15 protein-coding genes are annotated in these 15,666 nt (G+C 71.8%); 13 read left to right on the top strand and 2 right to left on the bottom strand.

Annotated elements, in window-relative coordinates:
• The first annotated feature begins 28 nt into the window (after nt 1-28).
• The 4 genes from C1N81_RS17810 to C1N81_RS17795 are packed head-to-tail and all read left to right on the top strand — an operon-like array spanning nt 29 to nt 3,711.
• Nucleotides 29-949: an ABC transporter ATP-binding protein gene (locus C1N81_RS17810; protein ID WP_394430260.1), complete on the top strand. Its 921-nt coding sequence runs from the start codon at nt 29-31 to the stop codon at nt 947-949.
• Nucleotides 946-1,725, top strand: a complete 780-nt coding sequence (locus C1N81_RS17805) for an ABC transporter permease (RefSeq protein ID WP_394430259.1) — start codon at nt 946-948, stop codon at nt 1,723-1,725. Before C1N81_RS17810 ends, C1N81_RS17805 begins: the two co-directional genes overlap by 4 nt.
• A gap of 59 nt (nt 1,726-1,784) precedes the next feature.
• The gene (locus C1N81_RS17800; protein WP_394430258.1) at nt 1,785-3,071 is read left to right on the top strand and encodes a sensor histidine kinase; all 1,287 of its coding nucleotides are present in this window, start codon (nt 1,785-1,787) and stop codon (nt 3,069-3,071) included.
• Complete coding sequence (locus tag C1N81_RS17795) at nt 3,061-3,711, top strand: response regulator (RefSeq protein ID WP_394430256.1); 651 nt, start codon at nt 3,061-3,063, stop codon at nt 3,709-3,711. Before C1N81_RS17800 ends, C1N81_RS17795 begins: the two co-directional genes overlap by 11 nt.
• A 221-nt stretch (nt 3,712-3,932) precedes the next feature.
• Here the strand turns inward: C1N81_RS17795 and glgX are convergent, their stop codons facing one another.
• A complete protein-coding gene (gene glgX / locus C1N81_RS17790; protein ID WP_394430254.1) occupies nt 3,933-6,239 on the bottom strand; it encodes a glycogen debranching protein GlgX in 2,307 nt (768 codons plus the stop codon).
• A gap of 152 nt (nt 6,240-6,391) precedes the next feature.
• On the opposite strand from glgX, the gene C1N81_RS17785 reads away from it, so the two are divergent.
• From C1N81_RS17785 to C1N81_RS17760, 6 genes are all read left to right on the top strand, one after another.
• Nucleotides 6,392-7,612, top strand: coding sequence for a L,D-transpeptidase (locus tag C1N81_RS17785; protein ID WP_394430252.1), 1,221 nt, complete (start codon nt 6,392-6,394; stop codon nt 7,610-7,612).
• A gap of 166 nt (nt 7,613-7,778) precedes the next feature.
• Nucleotides 7,779-8,969: a L,D-transpeptidase gene (locus C1N81_RS17780; RefSeq protein ID WP_394430250.1), complete on the top strand. Its 1,191-nt coding sequence runs from the start codon at nt 7,779-7,781 to the stop codon at nt 8,967-8,969.
• Nucleotides 8,970-9,012: 43 nt separating this feature from the next.
• Nucleotides 9,013-9,780 (top strand): enoyl-CoA hydratase/isomerase family protein, encoded by a 768-nt coding sequence (locus C1N81_RS17775; RefSeq protein ID WP_394430248.1) that lies wholly within the window; start codon nt 9,013-9,015, stop codon nt 9,778-9,780.
• Nucleotides 9,781-10,044: 264 nt separating this feature from the next.
• Nucleotides 10,045-10,548: an ATP-binding protein gene (locus tag C1N81_RS17770; protein ID WP_394430246.1), complete on the top strand. Its 504-nt coding sequence runs from the start codon at nt 10,045-10,047 to the stop codon at nt 10,546-10,548.
• 353 nt (nt 10,549-10,901) lie between these two features.
• Entirely contained in the window at nt 10,902-11,678 is a 777-nt protein-coding gene (locus tag C1N81_RS17765) for a polysaccharide deacetylase family protein (RefSeq protein WP_394438021.1), read from the top strand.
• On the top strand, nt 11,675-12,895 hold the full coding sequence (locus C1N81_RS17760) for a YVTN family beta-propeller repeat protein (RefSeq protein WP_394430244.1): 1,221 nt from the start codon (nt 11,675-11,677) through the stop codon (nt 12,893-12,895). Before C1N81_RS17765 ends, C1N81_RS17760 begins: the two co-directional genes overlap by 4 nt.
• Before the next feature lie 5 nt (nt 12,896-12,900).
• Here C1N81_RS17760 and C1N81_RS17755 read toward each other — a convergent pair whose 3' ends face one another.
• Nucleotides 12,901-13,563: a GNAT family N-acetyltransferase gene (locus C1N81_RS17755; RefSeq protein WP_394430242.1), complete on the bottom strand. Its 663-nt coding sequence runs from the start codon at nt 13,561-13,563 to the stop codon at nt 12,901-12,903.
• Between the two features lie 52 nt (nt 13,564-13,615).
• On the opposite strand from C1N81_RS17755, the gene C1N81_RS17750 reads away from it, so the two are divergent.
• The 3 genes from C1N81_RS17750 (at nt 13,616) to C1N81_RS17740 (ending at nt 15,645) form a co-directional block, all read left to right on the top strand.
• Nucleotides 13,616-14,530, top strand: a complete 915-nt coding sequence (locus tag C1N81_RS17750; protein WP_394430240.1) for a MerR family transcriptional regulator — start codon at nt 13,616-13,618, stop codon at nt 14,528-14,530.
• 58 nt (nt 14,531-14,588) lie between these two features.
• The gene (locus C1N81_RS17745; protein WP_394430238.1) at nt 14,589-14,804 is read left to right on the top strand and encodes an EF-hand domain-containing protein; all 216 of its coding nucleotides are present in this window, start codon (nt 14,589-14,591) and stop codon (nt 14,802-14,804) included.
• Between the two features lie 154 nt (nt 14,805-14,958).
• Nucleotides 14,959-15,645: an NADPH-dependent F420 reductase gene (locus tag C1N81_RS17740; RefSeq protein ID WP_394430236.1), complete on the top strand. Its 687-nt coding sequence runs from the start codon at nt 14,959-14,961 to the stop codon at nt 15,643-15,645.
• The last annotated feature ends 21 nt before the right edge of the window (nt 15,646-15,666 follow it).

Raw genomic sequence — 15,666 nt, 5'->3', positions numbered from 1 at the left:
GACACCCCAGCGGCGCGAATCTGGCTGCATGACCACCACCAGTGCACCGCTCATCGAGGTCACCGGGCTGCGCAAGACGTACGCCGGGCGGGCCGTCGTCGACGGGATCTCGTTCACCGTCCGGGAAGGCGAGATCTTCGGCGTCCTCGGCCCCAACGGGGCAGGCAAGACCACCACCGTGGAGTGCGTCGAGGGCCTGCGGGTGCCCGACGCGGGGCGGGTGCGGGTGGCCGGGCTCGACCCCGTACGGGACCACGCCGACGTCACCCGCATCCTCGGCGCCCAGCTCCAGGAGAGCGAGGTGCAGGCGAAGCTGACCGTGCGGGAGGCCCTGGAGCTGTACGCGTCCTTCTACCCGGACCCGCTCGACTGGCGCCCGCTGGCCGAACGGCTGCGGCTCGACGAGAAGCTCACCACCCGCTTCGCCGCGCTCAGCGGCGGCCAGAAGCAGCGCCTGTTCATCGCGCTCGCCCTCGTCGGCAACCCGCGCGTCGTCGTCCTCGACGAACTCACCACCGGGCTCGACCCGCGCGCGCGGCGCGACACCTGGCAGCTCATCGAGGACGTCCGGGCCGGCGGCGTCACCGTGCTGCTCGTCACCCACTTCATGGAGGAGGCGCAGCGCCTCTGCGACCGCATCGCCGTCATCGACAAGGGGCGCGTCGCCGCCCTCGACACCCCGGCCGGGCTCATCAGCCGGGCCGCCGGGTCGACCGTCATCTCCTTCACCCCGTCCGCGCCGCTCGACGAGCGGGAGCTGGCCGCGCTGCCGGGGCTCGCCACCGTCGAGCACCGCGACGGCCGCACGACCCTGACCGGCGGCGACGAGACCGTCAACGCCGTCATCAGCCTGCTCGCCCGGCACCACGTCACCGCCCACCAACTCCGGGTCGTCGACGCCACCCTCGACGACGCGTTCCTCGACCTGACGGGAGCCGGCCAGTCATGACCACCTCCACCCTCGACGGCACCCACGCGCGCGTGCCGGGCGCGAACGCCGCCGTCCTGCGCAGCGAGACCAGGCTGTTCCTGCGCGAACCCGGCGCCCTCTTCGGCATCGCCGTCTTCCCGCCCGTGCTGCTCGTGATCCTCGGCTGCGTCCCCGCGTTCCGGGAGTCCGGCTCGGGCCCCGACGGGCTGCGCCTCATCGACGCGTACGTGCCCGTCACCGTGCTGCTGCCGCTGATCGTCGCCGGGCTCCAGGCGATGGCGCCGGTCATCGCCGGATACCGGGAGCGCGGCATCCTGCGCCGGATGTCGACGACGCCGGTCCGCCCGCCCGCGCTGCTCGGCGCGCAGATGGCGATCCACGGCGCTGCGGCCCTGTTCTCCTCGCTCCTCTCGCTCGCCATCGGCCGGCTCGCGTTCGACGTGCGGCTGCCGCAGCAGGCGTTCGGCTACCTGCTCGCGCTCGTGCTCAGCGTCGTCGTCGCACTGTCGCTCGGCGCGCTCGTCGCCGCGCGGGCCCGGACGCAGAAGATCGCGAGCGCCATCGGCTCGGCCGTGTTCTTCCCGAGCATGTTCTGCGCCGGGGTGTGGCTGCCGGTGCAGTCGATGCCGGACGTGCTCGCGCGGATCGTCGAGTGCACCCCGTTCGGCGCCGCGTCGCAGGCGATGAGCGAGGCGGCGGCGGGGGACTGGCCCGGCCTGGTCCACCTCGGCGTCCTCGCCGTGTGGGCCGTCGCCCTGTCCGGCGCGGCGGCGCGCTGGTTCCGCTGGGAATGAACCCGATGAGCGGGGCGGTGTCCCGGTGGGGGGAGGCGGAGGCCGTGCAGACTGAAGGAATGACGACGGGAACCGACCAGCGCGGCGCCGCCGAGGCGGCGGCCCGCACCGTCCAGGAGCGCTGGGCCAACTTCCACCGCTACGGCCCCTGGGGCCTGCTCGGCGTCGGCGTCGTCCTGTCCGTCGCCACCGCCCACGTCGTCGGCATGAACCGGCTCGACTGGTACCTCTTCGTACCGCTGTCCGTCGCCGCCGTCGTCCTCCAGCTGTGGTGGGGCCGCGCGATGCGCACGCGGCCCGGCCCCAGCCGCGCGGGCGTCCTCTACTACTGGGTCCGCTGGGCGATCGCCTTCGTCGGCTCGCTCACCAACCCGTTCTACGTGTTCTACGCGGCCTGCGGCTACTTCGACATCGCCCGCCTCGTACCGTCCCGGCAGATCAGGCCGGGGCTCTTCGCGGCGATCGTCGTCGTGGCCGGATCCCAGTCCGGCGGACTGCCGCCCGGCAACGCGTCGGGCTGGATCCTGTTCGGCGGCCTCCTCGCGGTCAACTCCGTCCTCGTCGGCTTCATGGGCCACATCAACAACAAGGAACAGGAAGCGGCGCGCATCCAGATCGAGACGATCGACGAACTGGCGCGCACCAACGCGGCCCTGCAACAGGCGATGGACGAGAACGCCCAGCTGCACACCCAACTCCTCGTGCAGGCGCGGGAAGCCGGGGTCGCCGACGAGCGGCGCAGGCTCGCCGCCGAGATCCACGACACCATCGCCCAAGGCCTGACCGGGATCATCGCCCAGCTCCAGGTCGTCGCCAACGCGCCCACCCTCGCCGTCGCCCGCGAACACCTCGACCGCGCCTCCGGCCTCGCCCGGCACAGCCTCGGCGAGGCCCGCCGCTCCGTGCACAACCTCTCGCCCGCCGCCCTCGCCGACGCGAGCCTGCCCGAGGCGCTGAAGAAGACCGTCGCCGCATGGGCCGCACGCACCGGCGTACGCGCCGACTTCACCCTCACCGGGACCGCCGAACCCCTCCACGACGAGATCGAGGCGAGCCTGCTGCGCATCGCCGAGGAGGCCCTCTCCAACGCGGCCCGGCACGCCCACGCCGGCCGGGTCGGCGTGACCCTCTCCTTCATGGCGGGCGAAGTCACCCTCGACGTACGCGACGACGGGCGCGGCTTCGACCCCCGCACCCTCCCCGCCCGCACCGGCACGGCCGGATTCGGCCTCGACGGTATGCGCGCCCGAGCGGAGCGCCTGGCCGGCGACGTCACCGTCGAGTCCGAACCAGGGGGCGGTACGGCGGTCTCGGCTCGCGTACCGTTGGTCCGCCATGACCAGTGACTCCGCCGGGACCATCTCCCTGCTCATCGTCGACGACCATCCGGTGGTCAGGGACGGCCTGCGCGGCATGTTCGACTCCGCCGACGGGTTCACCGTCCTCGGCGAGGCGGCCAACGGGGTCGAGGCCGTCGCCCGCACCTCCGCGCTCGACCCGGACGTCGTCCTGATGGACCTCCGGATGCCCGGTGGGGGCGGGGTCGACGCGATCAAGGAGCTGGCCCGGCGCGGGGCCCGCGCCCGCGTTCTGGTGCTCACCACGTACGACACCGACTCCGACACGCTGCCCGCGATCGAGGCGGGGGCCACGGGGTACCTCCTCAAGGACGCGCCGCGCGAGGAGTTGTTCACCGCGGTCCGCGCCGCCGCGGAAGGCCGCACGGTCCTGTCCCCGGCGGTTGCCTCCCGGCTGGTCACGGCGGTCCGTACGCCTGCGGTCGCCGCCGACGAGACCCTCTCCGCCCGCGAACGCGAAGTCCTGCTCCTCGTCTCCAAGGGGACCTCCAACAAGGAGATCGCCCGTCACCTCTTCATCAGCGAGGCAACGGTCAAGACCCACCTCACGCACATCTACGCGAAGCTCGGCGTGAAGGACCGCGCGGCGGCGGTCGCGGTGGCCTACGACCGCAAGATCCTGGGCTAGCGGGCTTCTGCGCGTCTGCCCCCTTCGCGCCATTCCCGGGTGCGGCACCGTCGTGGCTGGTCGCGCAGTTCCCCGCGCCCCTGGAGCATGCGGCTCCGCCGCAGCCCCATCGCCCTGAGATGGCGCACGCAGTGCGCATCTCAGGGGCGCGGGGAACTGCGCGACCAGCCACGACGCGACCCGCACCCGCCGACGAACCCGCGACCAGGCAGACGCACCGCCTACTCCCGCACCCGCAGCAACAGCACCGTCCGCGCCCCCACCCCGACCGTCGCCCCCGCCTCGTACCGCACCCCGGGCGCTCCACCCTGCTCCTCCGACCCCGTGTCGACCACGACCTCGTACACCCGGGCCCACGGCCCCCCGGGCAGCACGAACTCCCCGGGCCCGGCCCCCGCGTGCAGCACGACCAGGAAGCTGTCGTCGAGCACCCGCTCCCCCCGCGCGTCCCGCCCGGGAATGTCCCGCCCCGAGAGGTACATCCCGAGCGTCGCGGCCGGCGCGAACCAGTCGTCCTCCGTCATCTCCGTACCGCGTGCCGTGAACCAGGCCAGGTCCCGCAGCCCGTCAGCGGACCGGGGGCGGCCGGAGAAGAAGGCCCGCCGGCGCAGGACCGGGTGCGCGTGCCGCAGGGCGATGAGGCGTGACGTCAGATCGAACAGTGCCCGCCAGCCCGGGTCGTCGAGCAGCGACCAGTCGACCCAGCTGACCTCGCTGTCCTGGCAGTACGCGTTGTTGTTGCCGCGCTGGGTGCGCCCGAACTCGTCCCCGGCGACCAGCATCGGCACCCCGGTGGACAGCAGCAGCGTCGTCAGCATGTTGCGCAGCTGGCGTCGGCGCAGGGCGCGTACGGACTCCTCGTCGCTCTCCCCTTCCGTCCCGCAGTTCCACGACCGGTTGTCGTCCGTGCCGTCCCGGTTGCCCTCCCCGTTCGCCTCGTTGTGCTTGCGGTCGTAGCTGACGAGGTCCCGCAGGGTGAAGCCGTCGTGCGCGGTGATGAAGTTGACGGACGCGTAGGGGCGCCGCCCGCCCCACGCGTACAGGTCGCTGGAGCCGGAGAGGCGGTATCCGAGGTCCCGTACGTCCGGGAGCGCGCCGCGCCAGAAGTCGCGTACGGCGTTGCGGTAGCGGTCGTTCCACTCGGCCCACAGCGGCGGGAACGCGCCGACCTGGTAGCCGCCGCTGCCCACGTCCCACGGCTCCGCGATCAGCTTGACCCGGCGCAGGACCGGGTCCTGCGCGATGACGGCGAGGAACGGGGAGAGCATGTCGACGTCGTGCATGGAGCGGGCCAGCGCCGCCGCGAGGTCGAAGCGGAAGCCGTCGACGCCCATCTCGGTCACCCAGTACCGCAGGGAGTCGGTGATCAGCCGGAGGACCTGCGGCTGGACGACGTGGAGGGTGTTGCCGCAGCCGGTGTAGTCGGCGTAGCGGCGGGCGTCGTCCTGGAGGCGGTAGTAGCCGCGGTTGTCGATCCCCTTCAGCGACAGCATCGGGCCCAGTTCGCCCGCCTCCGCCGTGTGGTTGTAGACCACGTCGAGGATGACCTCGATCCCCGCGTCGTGCAGCGCCCGCACCATCCGCCGGAACTCGCCGACCTGCTGCCCGCCCGTACCGCTCGCCGCGTACGCCGCGTGCGGGGCGAAGTAGCCGATCGAGTTGTAGCCCCAGTAGTTCTTGAGGCCTCTGCGCAGCAGGTGGTCCTCGTGCGCGAACTGGTGCACCGGCAGCAGTTCCACCGCCGTCACCCCGAGACGGGTCAGGTGCTCGATCGCCGCGGGGTGCGCGAGACCCGCGTACGTGCCGCGCAGCTCCTCGGGTATCCCGGGGTGCTCCCGGGTGAAGCCGCGTACGTGCAGTTCGTAGATGACCGAGTCCGCCCAGGGGGTCTTCGGGCGGCGGTCGTCCCGCCACTCGTCGTCGGGCGCGTCGTCGTGGACGACGACGGCCTTCGGGACGTACGGGGCCGAGTCCCGGTCGTCGCGCACGGTGTCGGCCACATGCTGCTGCGGCCAGTCGCGGACGTGTCCGTACACCTCGGGCGGCAGCCGACTGTAATCATTCCCCCTGGCCGCGTCGACGGCGCGCGCGTACGGGTCGAGGAGGAGTTTCGCCGGGTTCCAGCGGGCGCCGGTCCACGGGTCCCAGCGGCCGTGCACCCGGAACCCGTACCGCTGTCCGGGGCGGACGCCGGGGACGAAACCGTGCCAGATCTCGTCGGTGGACTCGGCCAGCGGGGAGCGCCGTTCGCGTCCTTCGGCGTCGAAGAGGCACAGGTCGACGGATTCGGCGCCGCCCGCCCACAGGGCGAAGTTGGTTCCGGCGACGCCGTCGGGGCCGACCCGGTAGCGGGCGCCGAGGGGGACGGGCGCGCCGGGCCAGACGGGTTCGACCGGGGGAGTGCGCCCGCGCTCCCGCTCCGGGCGGTGGGCCGCGTGAACGGGCGGCCCGCCGTTCCCCGTGCGGCCGTTCGGCACACCGGGCCGCACGCCGGTCTGCACTGCGTCCTGCTCGGGTGCGCTCGACACCTGACAGCCTCCCGCGGCTCCAGAAAAGAATGGGCGGCGGGACGCGCACGGCGTCCCTGCCGCGCATCGCCCCTGATCCCCTCCTGTCTGTTCTGCCCAGAGCACGGGTCGCACTCACGTTTCCCCGGCGGGGTGAGCGTCGTTGGCCCGGCGTGAGAACAGCTGTGAGGCGCGCGCGGCGCGCAGGGGCGACACTGGCCGCCGTACTGACATGGGCGGCACTGGCCGGCGGGCTCGCCGGATGCACCGGGGGCGCCGTGTTCGGCAAGCCGCGTGCGCCGGAGGAGCTGATCCGGGTCACGCCGGAGGACCGCGGCAAAGAGGTGAAGGTGGACACGGGGCTCCTGGTCGAGGTCCCGGCGGGCCGGCTCGAGTCGGTGAAGGCCGTCAAGGTGCAGGACGCGCAGGAGGAGCCGGTGCCGGGGCGGATCGAGCCGGACGGCGCGCGCTGGCGCCCCACCGGGCCTGCCGCGGACCGGCTGGCGCTCGCCGCGAAGTACACGGTCGACGCGGTCGCGGTCGACGGTGACGGGCGCCGCGTGGCCCGGCACACCACGTTCACGACGGCCGTTCCCGGCGAGCGCTTCATCGGGTACGTGACGCCCGAGAACCGTGCCACGGTCGGCACCGGCATGATCGTGAAGCTGGAGTTCAACCGGCGGATCGAGGACCGCGCGGCCGTCGAGCGCGCGGTACGGGTCACCTCGGTGCCCCCGGTGGAGATCGCCCCGCACTGGTTCGGCCGGACCCGGCTCGACTTCCGGCCCGAGCGGTACTGGCGGCCCGGCACGAAGGTGACCGTCGCCCTCGACCTGCGGGACGTGGAGGCGGCGCCGGGCGCCTACGGCCTGCAGCGCAAGTCGTTCTCGTTCACCGTCGGGCGCAGTCAGGTCAGTCTGGTCGACGCGGCGAAGCACACGATGGAGGTCCGCAGGGACGGCCGGCTCCTGGACACCGTGCCGGTCACCGCGGGGGCGCCGAACTCGACGACGTACAACGGGAAGATGGTCGTCACCGAGATGCTCGACGTGACCCGGATGGACAGCCGCACGGTCGGCTTCGGCGGCGAGTACGACATCCCGGACGTGCCGCACGCGATCCGGCTCACCGACTCGGGCACGTTCCTGCACGGAAACTACTGGTCGGGCGGGGTGTTCGGGTCGAGCAACGTCAGCCATGGCTGTGTCGGTCTGCGCGATGTGAAGGGCGGCAGCCCGCTCACGCCGGCGGGCTGGTTCTTCGACCGCACCCTCGTCGGCGACGTCGTCGAGGTGACGCACAGCGCTGACAAGAAAGTGGCTGCTGACAACGGGCTCGGGGGCTGGAACATGGGATGGCAGGAGTGGAAGGACTCGGGCGCGGCGTTCCCGTAGCCGCGCAGGCGCTGAAAGGGGGTTCGCCGCCCGGGTGTTGGGACTAAACGGTGACATTAGCGGGGATCCGTTTTCCCAGGTCGGGCGGTTAATCTTGCCCAGTGCGCGCGCAGACGCGCAGGAGTGCGGGCCTTGGACCGAGGCCGTGCGAGGGGAGAAGAACATCTTGAACGGGCGACGACCGATATCGGTGGCTCTGCTGGGGGCGGCACTGCTGCTAGTCACCGCGTGCGGTGGCGGGGGGAGTTCGGAGAACGAGGGCAAGGGCACGTCCGACAAGGCCGCCGAGGCGAACAAGGCATCGCAGGCCGTGGTGACCGTCGCGCCGAAGGACGGTGCCGATGACGTCGCGACCAGCGGGGCGCTGAAGATAACCGCCGACAAGGGCAAGCTCACCGAGGTGAAGGTCGCCGACTCCAAGGGGAACGCGATAGCCGGGTCCATATCCGGCGCCGGCAGCTGGACCCCGGCGCACCACCTCGCCGCGTCCACCACGTACAAGGTGCACGCGGTCGCGAAGGACGAGGACGGCCGGGAGTCGGCCAAGGACACCACCTTCACCACGCTCACCCCGAAGAACACCTTCGTCGGCATGTTCACCCCGGAGGACGGTTCGAAGGTCGGCGTCGGGATGCCGTTCTCGATCCGCTTCACCCGCGGTATCACGCATCCCGAGGACGTCGAGAAGGCCATCACCGTCAAGACGGAGCCCTCCGTCCCGGTGGAGCCGCACTGGTTCGGCAACGACCGCATCGACTTCCGGCCCGAGAAGTACTGGGCCCCGAACACCAAGGTGACCGTCAAGCTCAACCTCGACGGCGTCGAGGGCCGCCCCGGCGTCTACGGCAAGCAGGTCCGCACGGTGAACTTCACCATCGGCCGCAGCCAGGTCTCCACGGTCGACGCGAAGACGCACATGATGACCGTCAAGCGGGACGGCAGGACCATCAAGAAGATCCCGGTCACGACCGGCAAGTCCGGCTACGAGACCTGGAACGGCCAGATGGTCATGACCGAGAAGCTCGCGGTGACCCGGATGAACGGTGAGACCGTCGGCTACGGCGGCGAGTACGACATCAAGGACGTCCCGCACGCCATCCGCCTGACCACCTCCGGCACCTTCATCCACGGCAACTACTGGGGCGGCGACGCCTTCGGCAACTACAACGCCAGCCACGGCTGCGTCGGCCTGCGCGACGTGCGCGGCGGCTACGACAGCAAGGTCTCGGCGGCCTGGTTCTTCAACCGGTCGATGATCGGCGACGTGGTCGTGGTCAAGAACACCGGTGACAAGACGGTCGCCCCGGACAACGGGCTCAACGGCTGGAACATGAGCTGGGCGGAGTGGAAGAAGTAAGGGCGGCGCCGGTCCCGGTGTGAACGGCCGCTAACCTGCGGCCATGACCGTACACCTGGAAATCGCCGACGGGGTGGGCACGATCCGCCTCGACCGACCGCCGATGAACGCCCTTGACGTCGCCGTCCAGGACCGCATCAGGGAACTGGCAGCAGAGGCGACGGCCCGTACCGAGGTACGGGCCGTCGTCGTCCGCGGCAGCGAGAAGGTCTTCGCGGCCGGTGCGGACATCAAGGAGATGCAGGCCATGGACCACGCGGCCATGGTCGCGCGGGCGCGCGGGCTGCAGGACGCGTTCAGCGCGGTGGCCCGCATCCCGAAGCCCGTCGTCGCCGCCATCACGGGGTACGCGCTCGGCGGCGGCTGCGAACTGGCGCTCTGTGCCGACTTCCGGATCGCCGCCGACAACGCCAAGCTCGGCCAGCCGGAGATCCTGCTCGGCCTGATCCCGGGCGCGGGCGGCACCCAGCGACTGCCCCGGCTCATCGGCCCGTCCAGGGCGAAGGACCTGATCTTCACGGGCCGTCAGGTGAAGGCCGACGAGGCGCTCACCCTCGGCCTCGTGGACCGTGTCGTCCCGGCCGGCGAGGTCTTCTCCGCCGCACACGCGTGGGCCGCGCAACTCGCCAAGGGCCCGGCGATCGCGCTGCGCGCGGCGAAGGAGTCGGTCGACGCGGGTCTGGAGACGGACCTGGAGACCGGACTCGCCCTGGAACGCACCTGGTTCGCGGGGCTGTTCGCCACCGAGGACCGGGCGACCGGTATGCGCAGCTTTGTGGAGGAAGGCCCCGGGAAGGCGAAGTTCGCCTGAGCCAACTCCCGCGCGGGTGGGTCGACTTCCTCTCGTCCCCCGTTGGAGCGCATTATCAAAGCCTTAAGAGAACCTTAAGGCCGCGGCGCCCGTGACGATCTAGAGCCGATCGCGCACGATAAGTCATCGCAGGTCAGAGGGCGTGTCGCGACCGCTTAAGTGCCTGTGGCATATGCCAAAACGGCCCCCCGGAATGAGGCATTCCGGGGGGCTTATTCGGCCGGAAGGGCCTCAAGGCCCTGACTTTGCAGCCATCATGGGGGCATGGCGGGGCTTGAGGGTGTCGAACATCCACGGAAGCACGGGGGTGTGACCGCGGCGCGCTGGTCTCCCGCGGTCGAGGACGAATACGCGCTGCGCGCCCTCGAACTGTTCGGGAACCCGACCGAGGCGGAAGTGCCCCTTCCGTCGCGTCCCGAATCGGCGGCGACCGCCCGCCGCCTCGCCCAGGTCGTCATCCTGCGCCAGTGGGGCCTGTCCCCGAAGATGACCGAGGACGCCGTCCTGCTCGTCTCCGAACTCGTGGGCAACGCCGTGCGGCACACCGGCGCCCGCGTCTTCGGCCTGCGGATGCTGCGCCGCCGCGGCTGGATCCGCGTCGAGGTGCGCGACCCGTCCCGCGGCCTGCCGTGCCTGATGCCGGTGCAGCCGCTCGACGTCTCCGGGCGCGGCCTCTTCCTCGTCGACAAGCTCTCCGACCGCTGGGGCGTCGACCTGCTGCCGCGCGGCAAGACCACCTGGTTCGAGATGCGGGTCGCCGACCGCTGAGCCCGCCCCCGCCCCCGCCCCCGTGCCCGCCCCGGCCCGCTCCCGGACGCACGAAAGCCCCCGTTCTCGCCGTTGTGAGGCGCCGCGGGGGCTTTCGTGTGGTGCGCCGCGAACAGTGGGGGGTGTAGTCCGCGGCGTCTGACGACGACCTGGCCCGGGTCAATGGGGGTCGTGTCACCGATCATGACAGACCGGCCGACGAGGGCCAAATGAATCCATGGTGATGTGGGCCACTAGCCTCACAAATGAAGATTAAGTACAGCCAGCATCCAGTAATCGTTAAGACTGTCGGGTCGGTATGCGGAAATTGTCCGCTATTCCCTTTGAATGGGTAAGTGACCCACGGAGAACCGATGGCGCGGCCGTACGCACGCCGCTCGGCCCTGCGCCTCGGCGCCGGGCTCACGGCCGCCCTCACCGCCGGCTGCGCCACCGAACGGCAGCCGCCCGCCCCCGCCACGGGCCCGCACTCCGCACCCCCGCGGCCCGCGCGCCCCGCCCCCGCACCCGCCCCCCGCCGATGGCCCGGCCTGCCCGTCCAGATCGACCACGGCCCGCGCACCGGCGGCCGCGTCGCCCTCACCTTCCACGGGCAGGGCGACCCGGCCATCGCCCGCGCCGTCCTCCAGGAGGCCGAACGCGCCGGTGCCCACGTCACCGTCCTCGCCGTCGGCACCTGGCTCGACGAACACCCCGCCGTCGCCCGGCGCGTCCTCGACGGCGGCCACGACCTCGGCAACCACACCCTGCACCACCGCACCGTCAACGAGATGTCCGAGGCCGACGCCTACGCCGAGATCACCGGCTGCGCCGCACGCCTGCGCCGCCTCACCGGGTCCGTCGGCACCTGGTTCCGGCCCTCGCGCGCCCAGCGGGCGACGCCGCTCGTCGCCCGCCTCGCCCGGCGCGCCGGTTACCCGCACGTCCTGTCCTACGACGTCGACTCCCTCGACTACACCTCGCCGGGGGCCGCCGCCGTCGTCTCCACCGTCTCCTCCGCCGCGCGCGCCGGATCGGTCGTCAGCCTGCACTTCGGCTACCGGGACACCGTCGCCGCCCTGCCGCCCCTCCTGGACCACCTCGACCGTCGCGGTCTGACCGCGGTGACCTGCACGGAGCTGCTCACGTGAACCTCACCCCGCCCACCACCCCGAAGACCGGGCGGCGCACCGGCGCGCTGCTCGCCGCCGCGACCGTCGCCCTCGCCGCGCTCGCCGGGTGCGGCAGCAAGGACGACACCGCGGACCGCGCCACCCAGGGCGCCGTCAAGCCGGCCGAGCCCGTCAAGCCGGCGGCGCCGACGCGACAGGCCGAGCGCGGACTGCCCGGGATGCCGCCCGTCCTCGACCCCAAGGACGTGTACGCGGCCGACCGGCCCGGCAAACTCTCGCCCGTGGTGAAGGACTTCCCGTCCCGCGTCTACGTGCCGAACACCGAGTCCGACACGGTCACCGTGATCGACCCGAAGACGTACAAGGTCCTCCAGACGATCCCGGTCGGGCACCAGCCGCAGCACGTCGTCCCGTCCTGGGACCTGAAGACGCTGTGGGTCAACAACAACCGAGGCCACACGCTCACCCCGATCGACCCGAAGACCGGGAAGGCGGGCAAGCCGGTCGACGTGCACGACCCGTACAACCTGTACTTCACACCCGACGGCAAGTACGCCGTCGTGATGGCCTCGCTCGACCGCCAGCTCGTCTTCCGCGACCCGCACACCATGCGGGTCAAGCACACCGAGCCGGTCAGCTGCTACGGCGTCAACCACGCCGACTTCTCGACCGACGGCCGCTACTTCATCGTCAGCTGCGAGTTCAGCGGCGAACTGCTCAAGGTCGACACGGCCCGGATGAAGGTCGTCGCGCAGCAGAAGCTGCCGTTCCAGGGCGCGATGCCGCAGGACGTGAAGATCTCGCCCGACGGGAAGAAGTTCTACGTCGCCGACATGATGGCCGACGGCATGTGGATCCTGGACGGGGACACCTTCTCCAAGCCGAAGCTGCTGAAGACCGGCAAGGGCACGCACGGCCTCTACGTCAGCCGCGACTCCAAGGAGATGTACGTCTCCAACCGCGGCGAGGGCACCATCTCCGTCTTCGACTTCGCCCGGGACCGGGTGAGCAAGAAGTGGAAGCTGCCGCAGGGCGGCAGCCCCGACATGGGCGGTGTCTCCGCGGACGGCAACACCCTGTGGCTGTCGGGACGCTACGACTCCGAGGTCTACGCGATCGACACGCGCACCGGCGCCCAGGTCGCCCGCGTCCCGGTCGGCCGGGGCCCGCACGGCCTCGCCGTCTATCCGCAGCCGGGCCGCTACTCGCTCGGCCACACCGGCATCTTCCGCTGAACCACCTACGGGGCGAGCATGAGCGCCTCGGACCCCACCGGGCGGTAACCCGCCGCCTGGAACACCCGCACACTGCGCGCGTTGCCCGGCGACTGCTGCGACCAGACGAACTCGTCGGTGGTCAAGTGCCGTGCGGCGAGCGCCAGTTGACGCCCGAGGCCGCGGTGGCGTAGGTCCTCGGCCACCTCGATCGCGGCCTCGGTGCGGCCGCCGATCCCGCGCCCGAGGACCAGGACCCCGGCGCCGTCCGCCGTCTCCCACACCCGTACCGCGTCGCGGTGCGTGAGGGCGCGGACCACCCGGGGGTGCTCGCGGTCGCGGATCTCGCGCAGCGCGCACGGCGGCGGGCCCGCGAGCGCCGGCGCCGCCGTCAGCAGGTCGATCGTGTCGTGGACGCGGCCCGTGCGGTCCATGAACGCGGCGAGGAAGCGGGCGTTCATCGACGCCGCCAGCGGATCGCAGCCCGTCGCCGCGAGCGCCTCGCGCACCCACTCCTCCGGCTCGTCCGTGAAGACGACGGTGTGCGCCGTGAACGCGAGCACGCCCGCGTCCCGCGCGCACGTCTGCGGCACGACGGTGACCGAACCGTCCGGGTCGGGGAAGACCCCCTTCGCCGCCGCGTCCAGAATGTCCCGCAGCCCCATGAGCCCCGTGTCCCGTACTTCCATGCCCGTCCCTCCGCTTGAGTCTCCACCCACTGGAAGGCCCAGACTCCCCGACATGACCGACGACGGCCCGCCGCTGCTCACCATCGGGCAGTTGGCCCGCCGCACCGGACTCACGGTGCGCACCATCCGCTTCTGGTCCGACGAGGGCGTCCTGCACCCCGCGGGCCGCAGCGGCGGCGGCTACCGACTGTACGACGCGGAGTCCGTGGCCCGCCTGGAACTGATCCGCACCCTGCGCGAGCTGGGTCTCGGCCTGGCCGAGGTGCGCGAGGTGGTGTCCGGGGAGAAGGACGTCGCCGCGGTCGCCGCCGCGCACGTGGCGGCGCTCGACGCGCAGATCCGGGTGTTGCGGGTGAACCGGGCCGTCCTGTCGACCGTCGCGAAACGCAACTCGACCACCGAGGAGACGGCCCTCATGAACCGCCTTGCACGGCTCTCCGCCGCGGAACGCAAGCAGATCATCGACAGCTTCATGGAGGAGACGTTCGGTGGCCTCGACGCCGCCGACCCCGAGATCCGCAACCGCATCCGGGTCATGGTGCCCGACCTGCCCGACGACCCGACCAGCGACCAGGTCGACGCCTGGGTCGAACTGGCCGAACTCATGCAGGACGCCGGATTCCGCGCCCACATGCGCCGCATGGTGGAGTTCAACAGCGCGGACCGGGGCCCGGATGTCGCGCCGGGCAGCTCGCTGTGGTTCATGAGCCGCCTGGTGGGGCTCGCGGGGGAGGCCCTGCGGCGCGGGGTCGCGCCCGCGTCCGGCGAGGCGGACGAGGTGCTCCGCGGCCTGCTCGGGGACGCCGACCGGGCCGAGGCCCTTGAGCGGCTCGAAGCGGCGGCCAACCACGACGTGGCGCGCTTTCGCGATCTGGTCTCCCTGGTGCGGGGCCTGGAACCGACGCGCAGGCCCGACGAGGAGTTCGCGTGGGTGGTCGCCGCACTCCGCGCCCACCCCGCCGGATAATCTGACCCCGTCATTACGGCAGTACGCGACAGCGGTACGTAAACGAGGGGTGGTCCCGGTGGCGGACATCGAGGAAGCACGCAAGGCGTTCGATCGGTTCGACGCGGACGGCGACGGCTTCATCACGGCGGCCGAGTACAAGAGCGCCATGGCGCAGATGGGCGACTTCAACGTCACCGAGGCGGTGGCCGAGGTCCTCATCGCCCGGCAGGACACCAACGGGGACAAGCTCCTCTCCTTCGACGAGTTCTGGGCCAACCTGAACAAGGCCTGACCGCAGCCGCGCAGCCGTCCGCCGGGGCGGGAACCAGCTGGTTCCCGCCCCGGCGGACGTGTTCGTGTCACCCCTTCGGTCACCCCTTCGCGGGAATCGGCCGGACCGCAGGAATAGCCCCGGGCCCACCGAAGTTGGCACCGCATGTATGCACATGCATGGAACTCTCGAAGGGCCTGACATGAAGATCGGCATCATCGGCGCGGGCAACATCGGCGGCAACCTCACCCGGCGCCTCACCGCCGTGGGCCACGACGTCCACGTCGCCAACTCCCGCGGTCCGCACACGCTCACGGCGCTCGCCGAGGAGACCGGGGCGACGCCCGCCACCATCGAGGACGCCGTGCGCGATGCGGAGGTCGTCGTCGTCACGGTGCCGCTGAAGGCCGTGCCGAAGCTGCCCGACGGCTTCATCGAGGGGGCCTCGGACGGCGTCACCGTCATCGACACCGGCAACTACTACCCGCAGCAGCGCGACGGGAAGATCGCCGAGATCGAGGAGGGGCTGACCGAGAGCCGCTGGACGGAGCGGCAGATCGGCCACCAGGTGGTCAAGGTCTTCAACGGCACCTACGCGCAGGACATCCTCGACAAGCCGCGCCCCTCCGGCGACCCGCAGCGCGTCGCCCTGCCGATCTCGGGCGACGACAAGGTGGCCAAGCAGGTCGTCACCGCGCTGCTCGACGAGATCGGCTTCGACACCGTGGACGCCGGCGGCCAGGACGAGTCGTGGCGCCAGCAGCCCGGCACCCCGGTCTACGGCCTCGCCGCCGGTGCGATCGCCGTCCGCGAGGCGCTGGACGCGGCGTCCCCCGAGCGCACCGCGGAGTGGCGCGCCTGAGCCGCCGCGCCGCCGTCACCC

Source organism: Streptomyces sp. SGAir0957, from assembly GCF_043523415.1.
This window is presented reverse-complemented; position numbering and strand designations above follow the sequence as displayed.

Excerpts from the sequence above, each read along its gene's own strand:
- C1N81_RS17810 (WP_394430260.1), top strand. The coding sequence starts at position 29 with ATGACCACCACCAGTGCACCGCTCATCGAGGTCACCGGGCTGCGCAAG.
- C1N81_RS17805 (WP_394430259.1), top strand. The coding sequence starts at position 946 with ATGACCACCTCCACCCTCGACGGCACCCACGCGCGCGTGCCGGGCGCG.
- C1N81_RS17800 (WP_394430258.1), top strand. The coding sequence starts at position 1,785 with ATGACGACGGGAACCGACCAGCGCGGCGCCGCCGAGGCGGCGGCCCGC.
- C1N81_RS17795 (WP_394430256.1), top strand. The coding sequence starts at position 3,061 with ATGACCAGTGACTCCGCCGGGACCATCTCCCTGCTCATCGTCGACGAC.
- C1N81_RS17775 (WP_394430248.1), top strand. The coding sequence starts at position 9,013 with ATGACCGTACACCTGGAAATCGCCGACGGGGTGGGCACGATCCGCCTC.
- C1N81_RS17770 (WP_394430246.1), top strand. The coding sequence starts at position 10,045 with ATGGCGGGGCTTGAGGGTGTCGAACATCCACGGAAGCACGGGGGTGTG.
- C1N81_RS17765 (WP_394438021.1), top strand. The coding sequence starts at position 10,902 with ATGGCGCGGCCGTACGCACGCCGCTCGGCCCTGCGCCTCGGCGCCGGG.
- C1N81_RS17755 (WP_394430242.1), bottom strand. The coding sequence starts at position 13,563 with ATGGAAGTACGGGACACGGGGCTCATGGGGCTGCGGGACATTCTGGAC.
- C1N81_RS17750 (WP_394430240.1), top strand. The coding sequence starts at position 13,616 with ATGACCGACGACGGCCCGCCGCTGCTCACCATCGGGCAGTTGGCCCGC.
- C1N81_RS17740 (WP_394430236.1), top strand. The coding sequence starts at position 14,959 with ATGCATGGAACTCTCGAAGGGCCTGACATGAAGATCGGCATCATCGGC.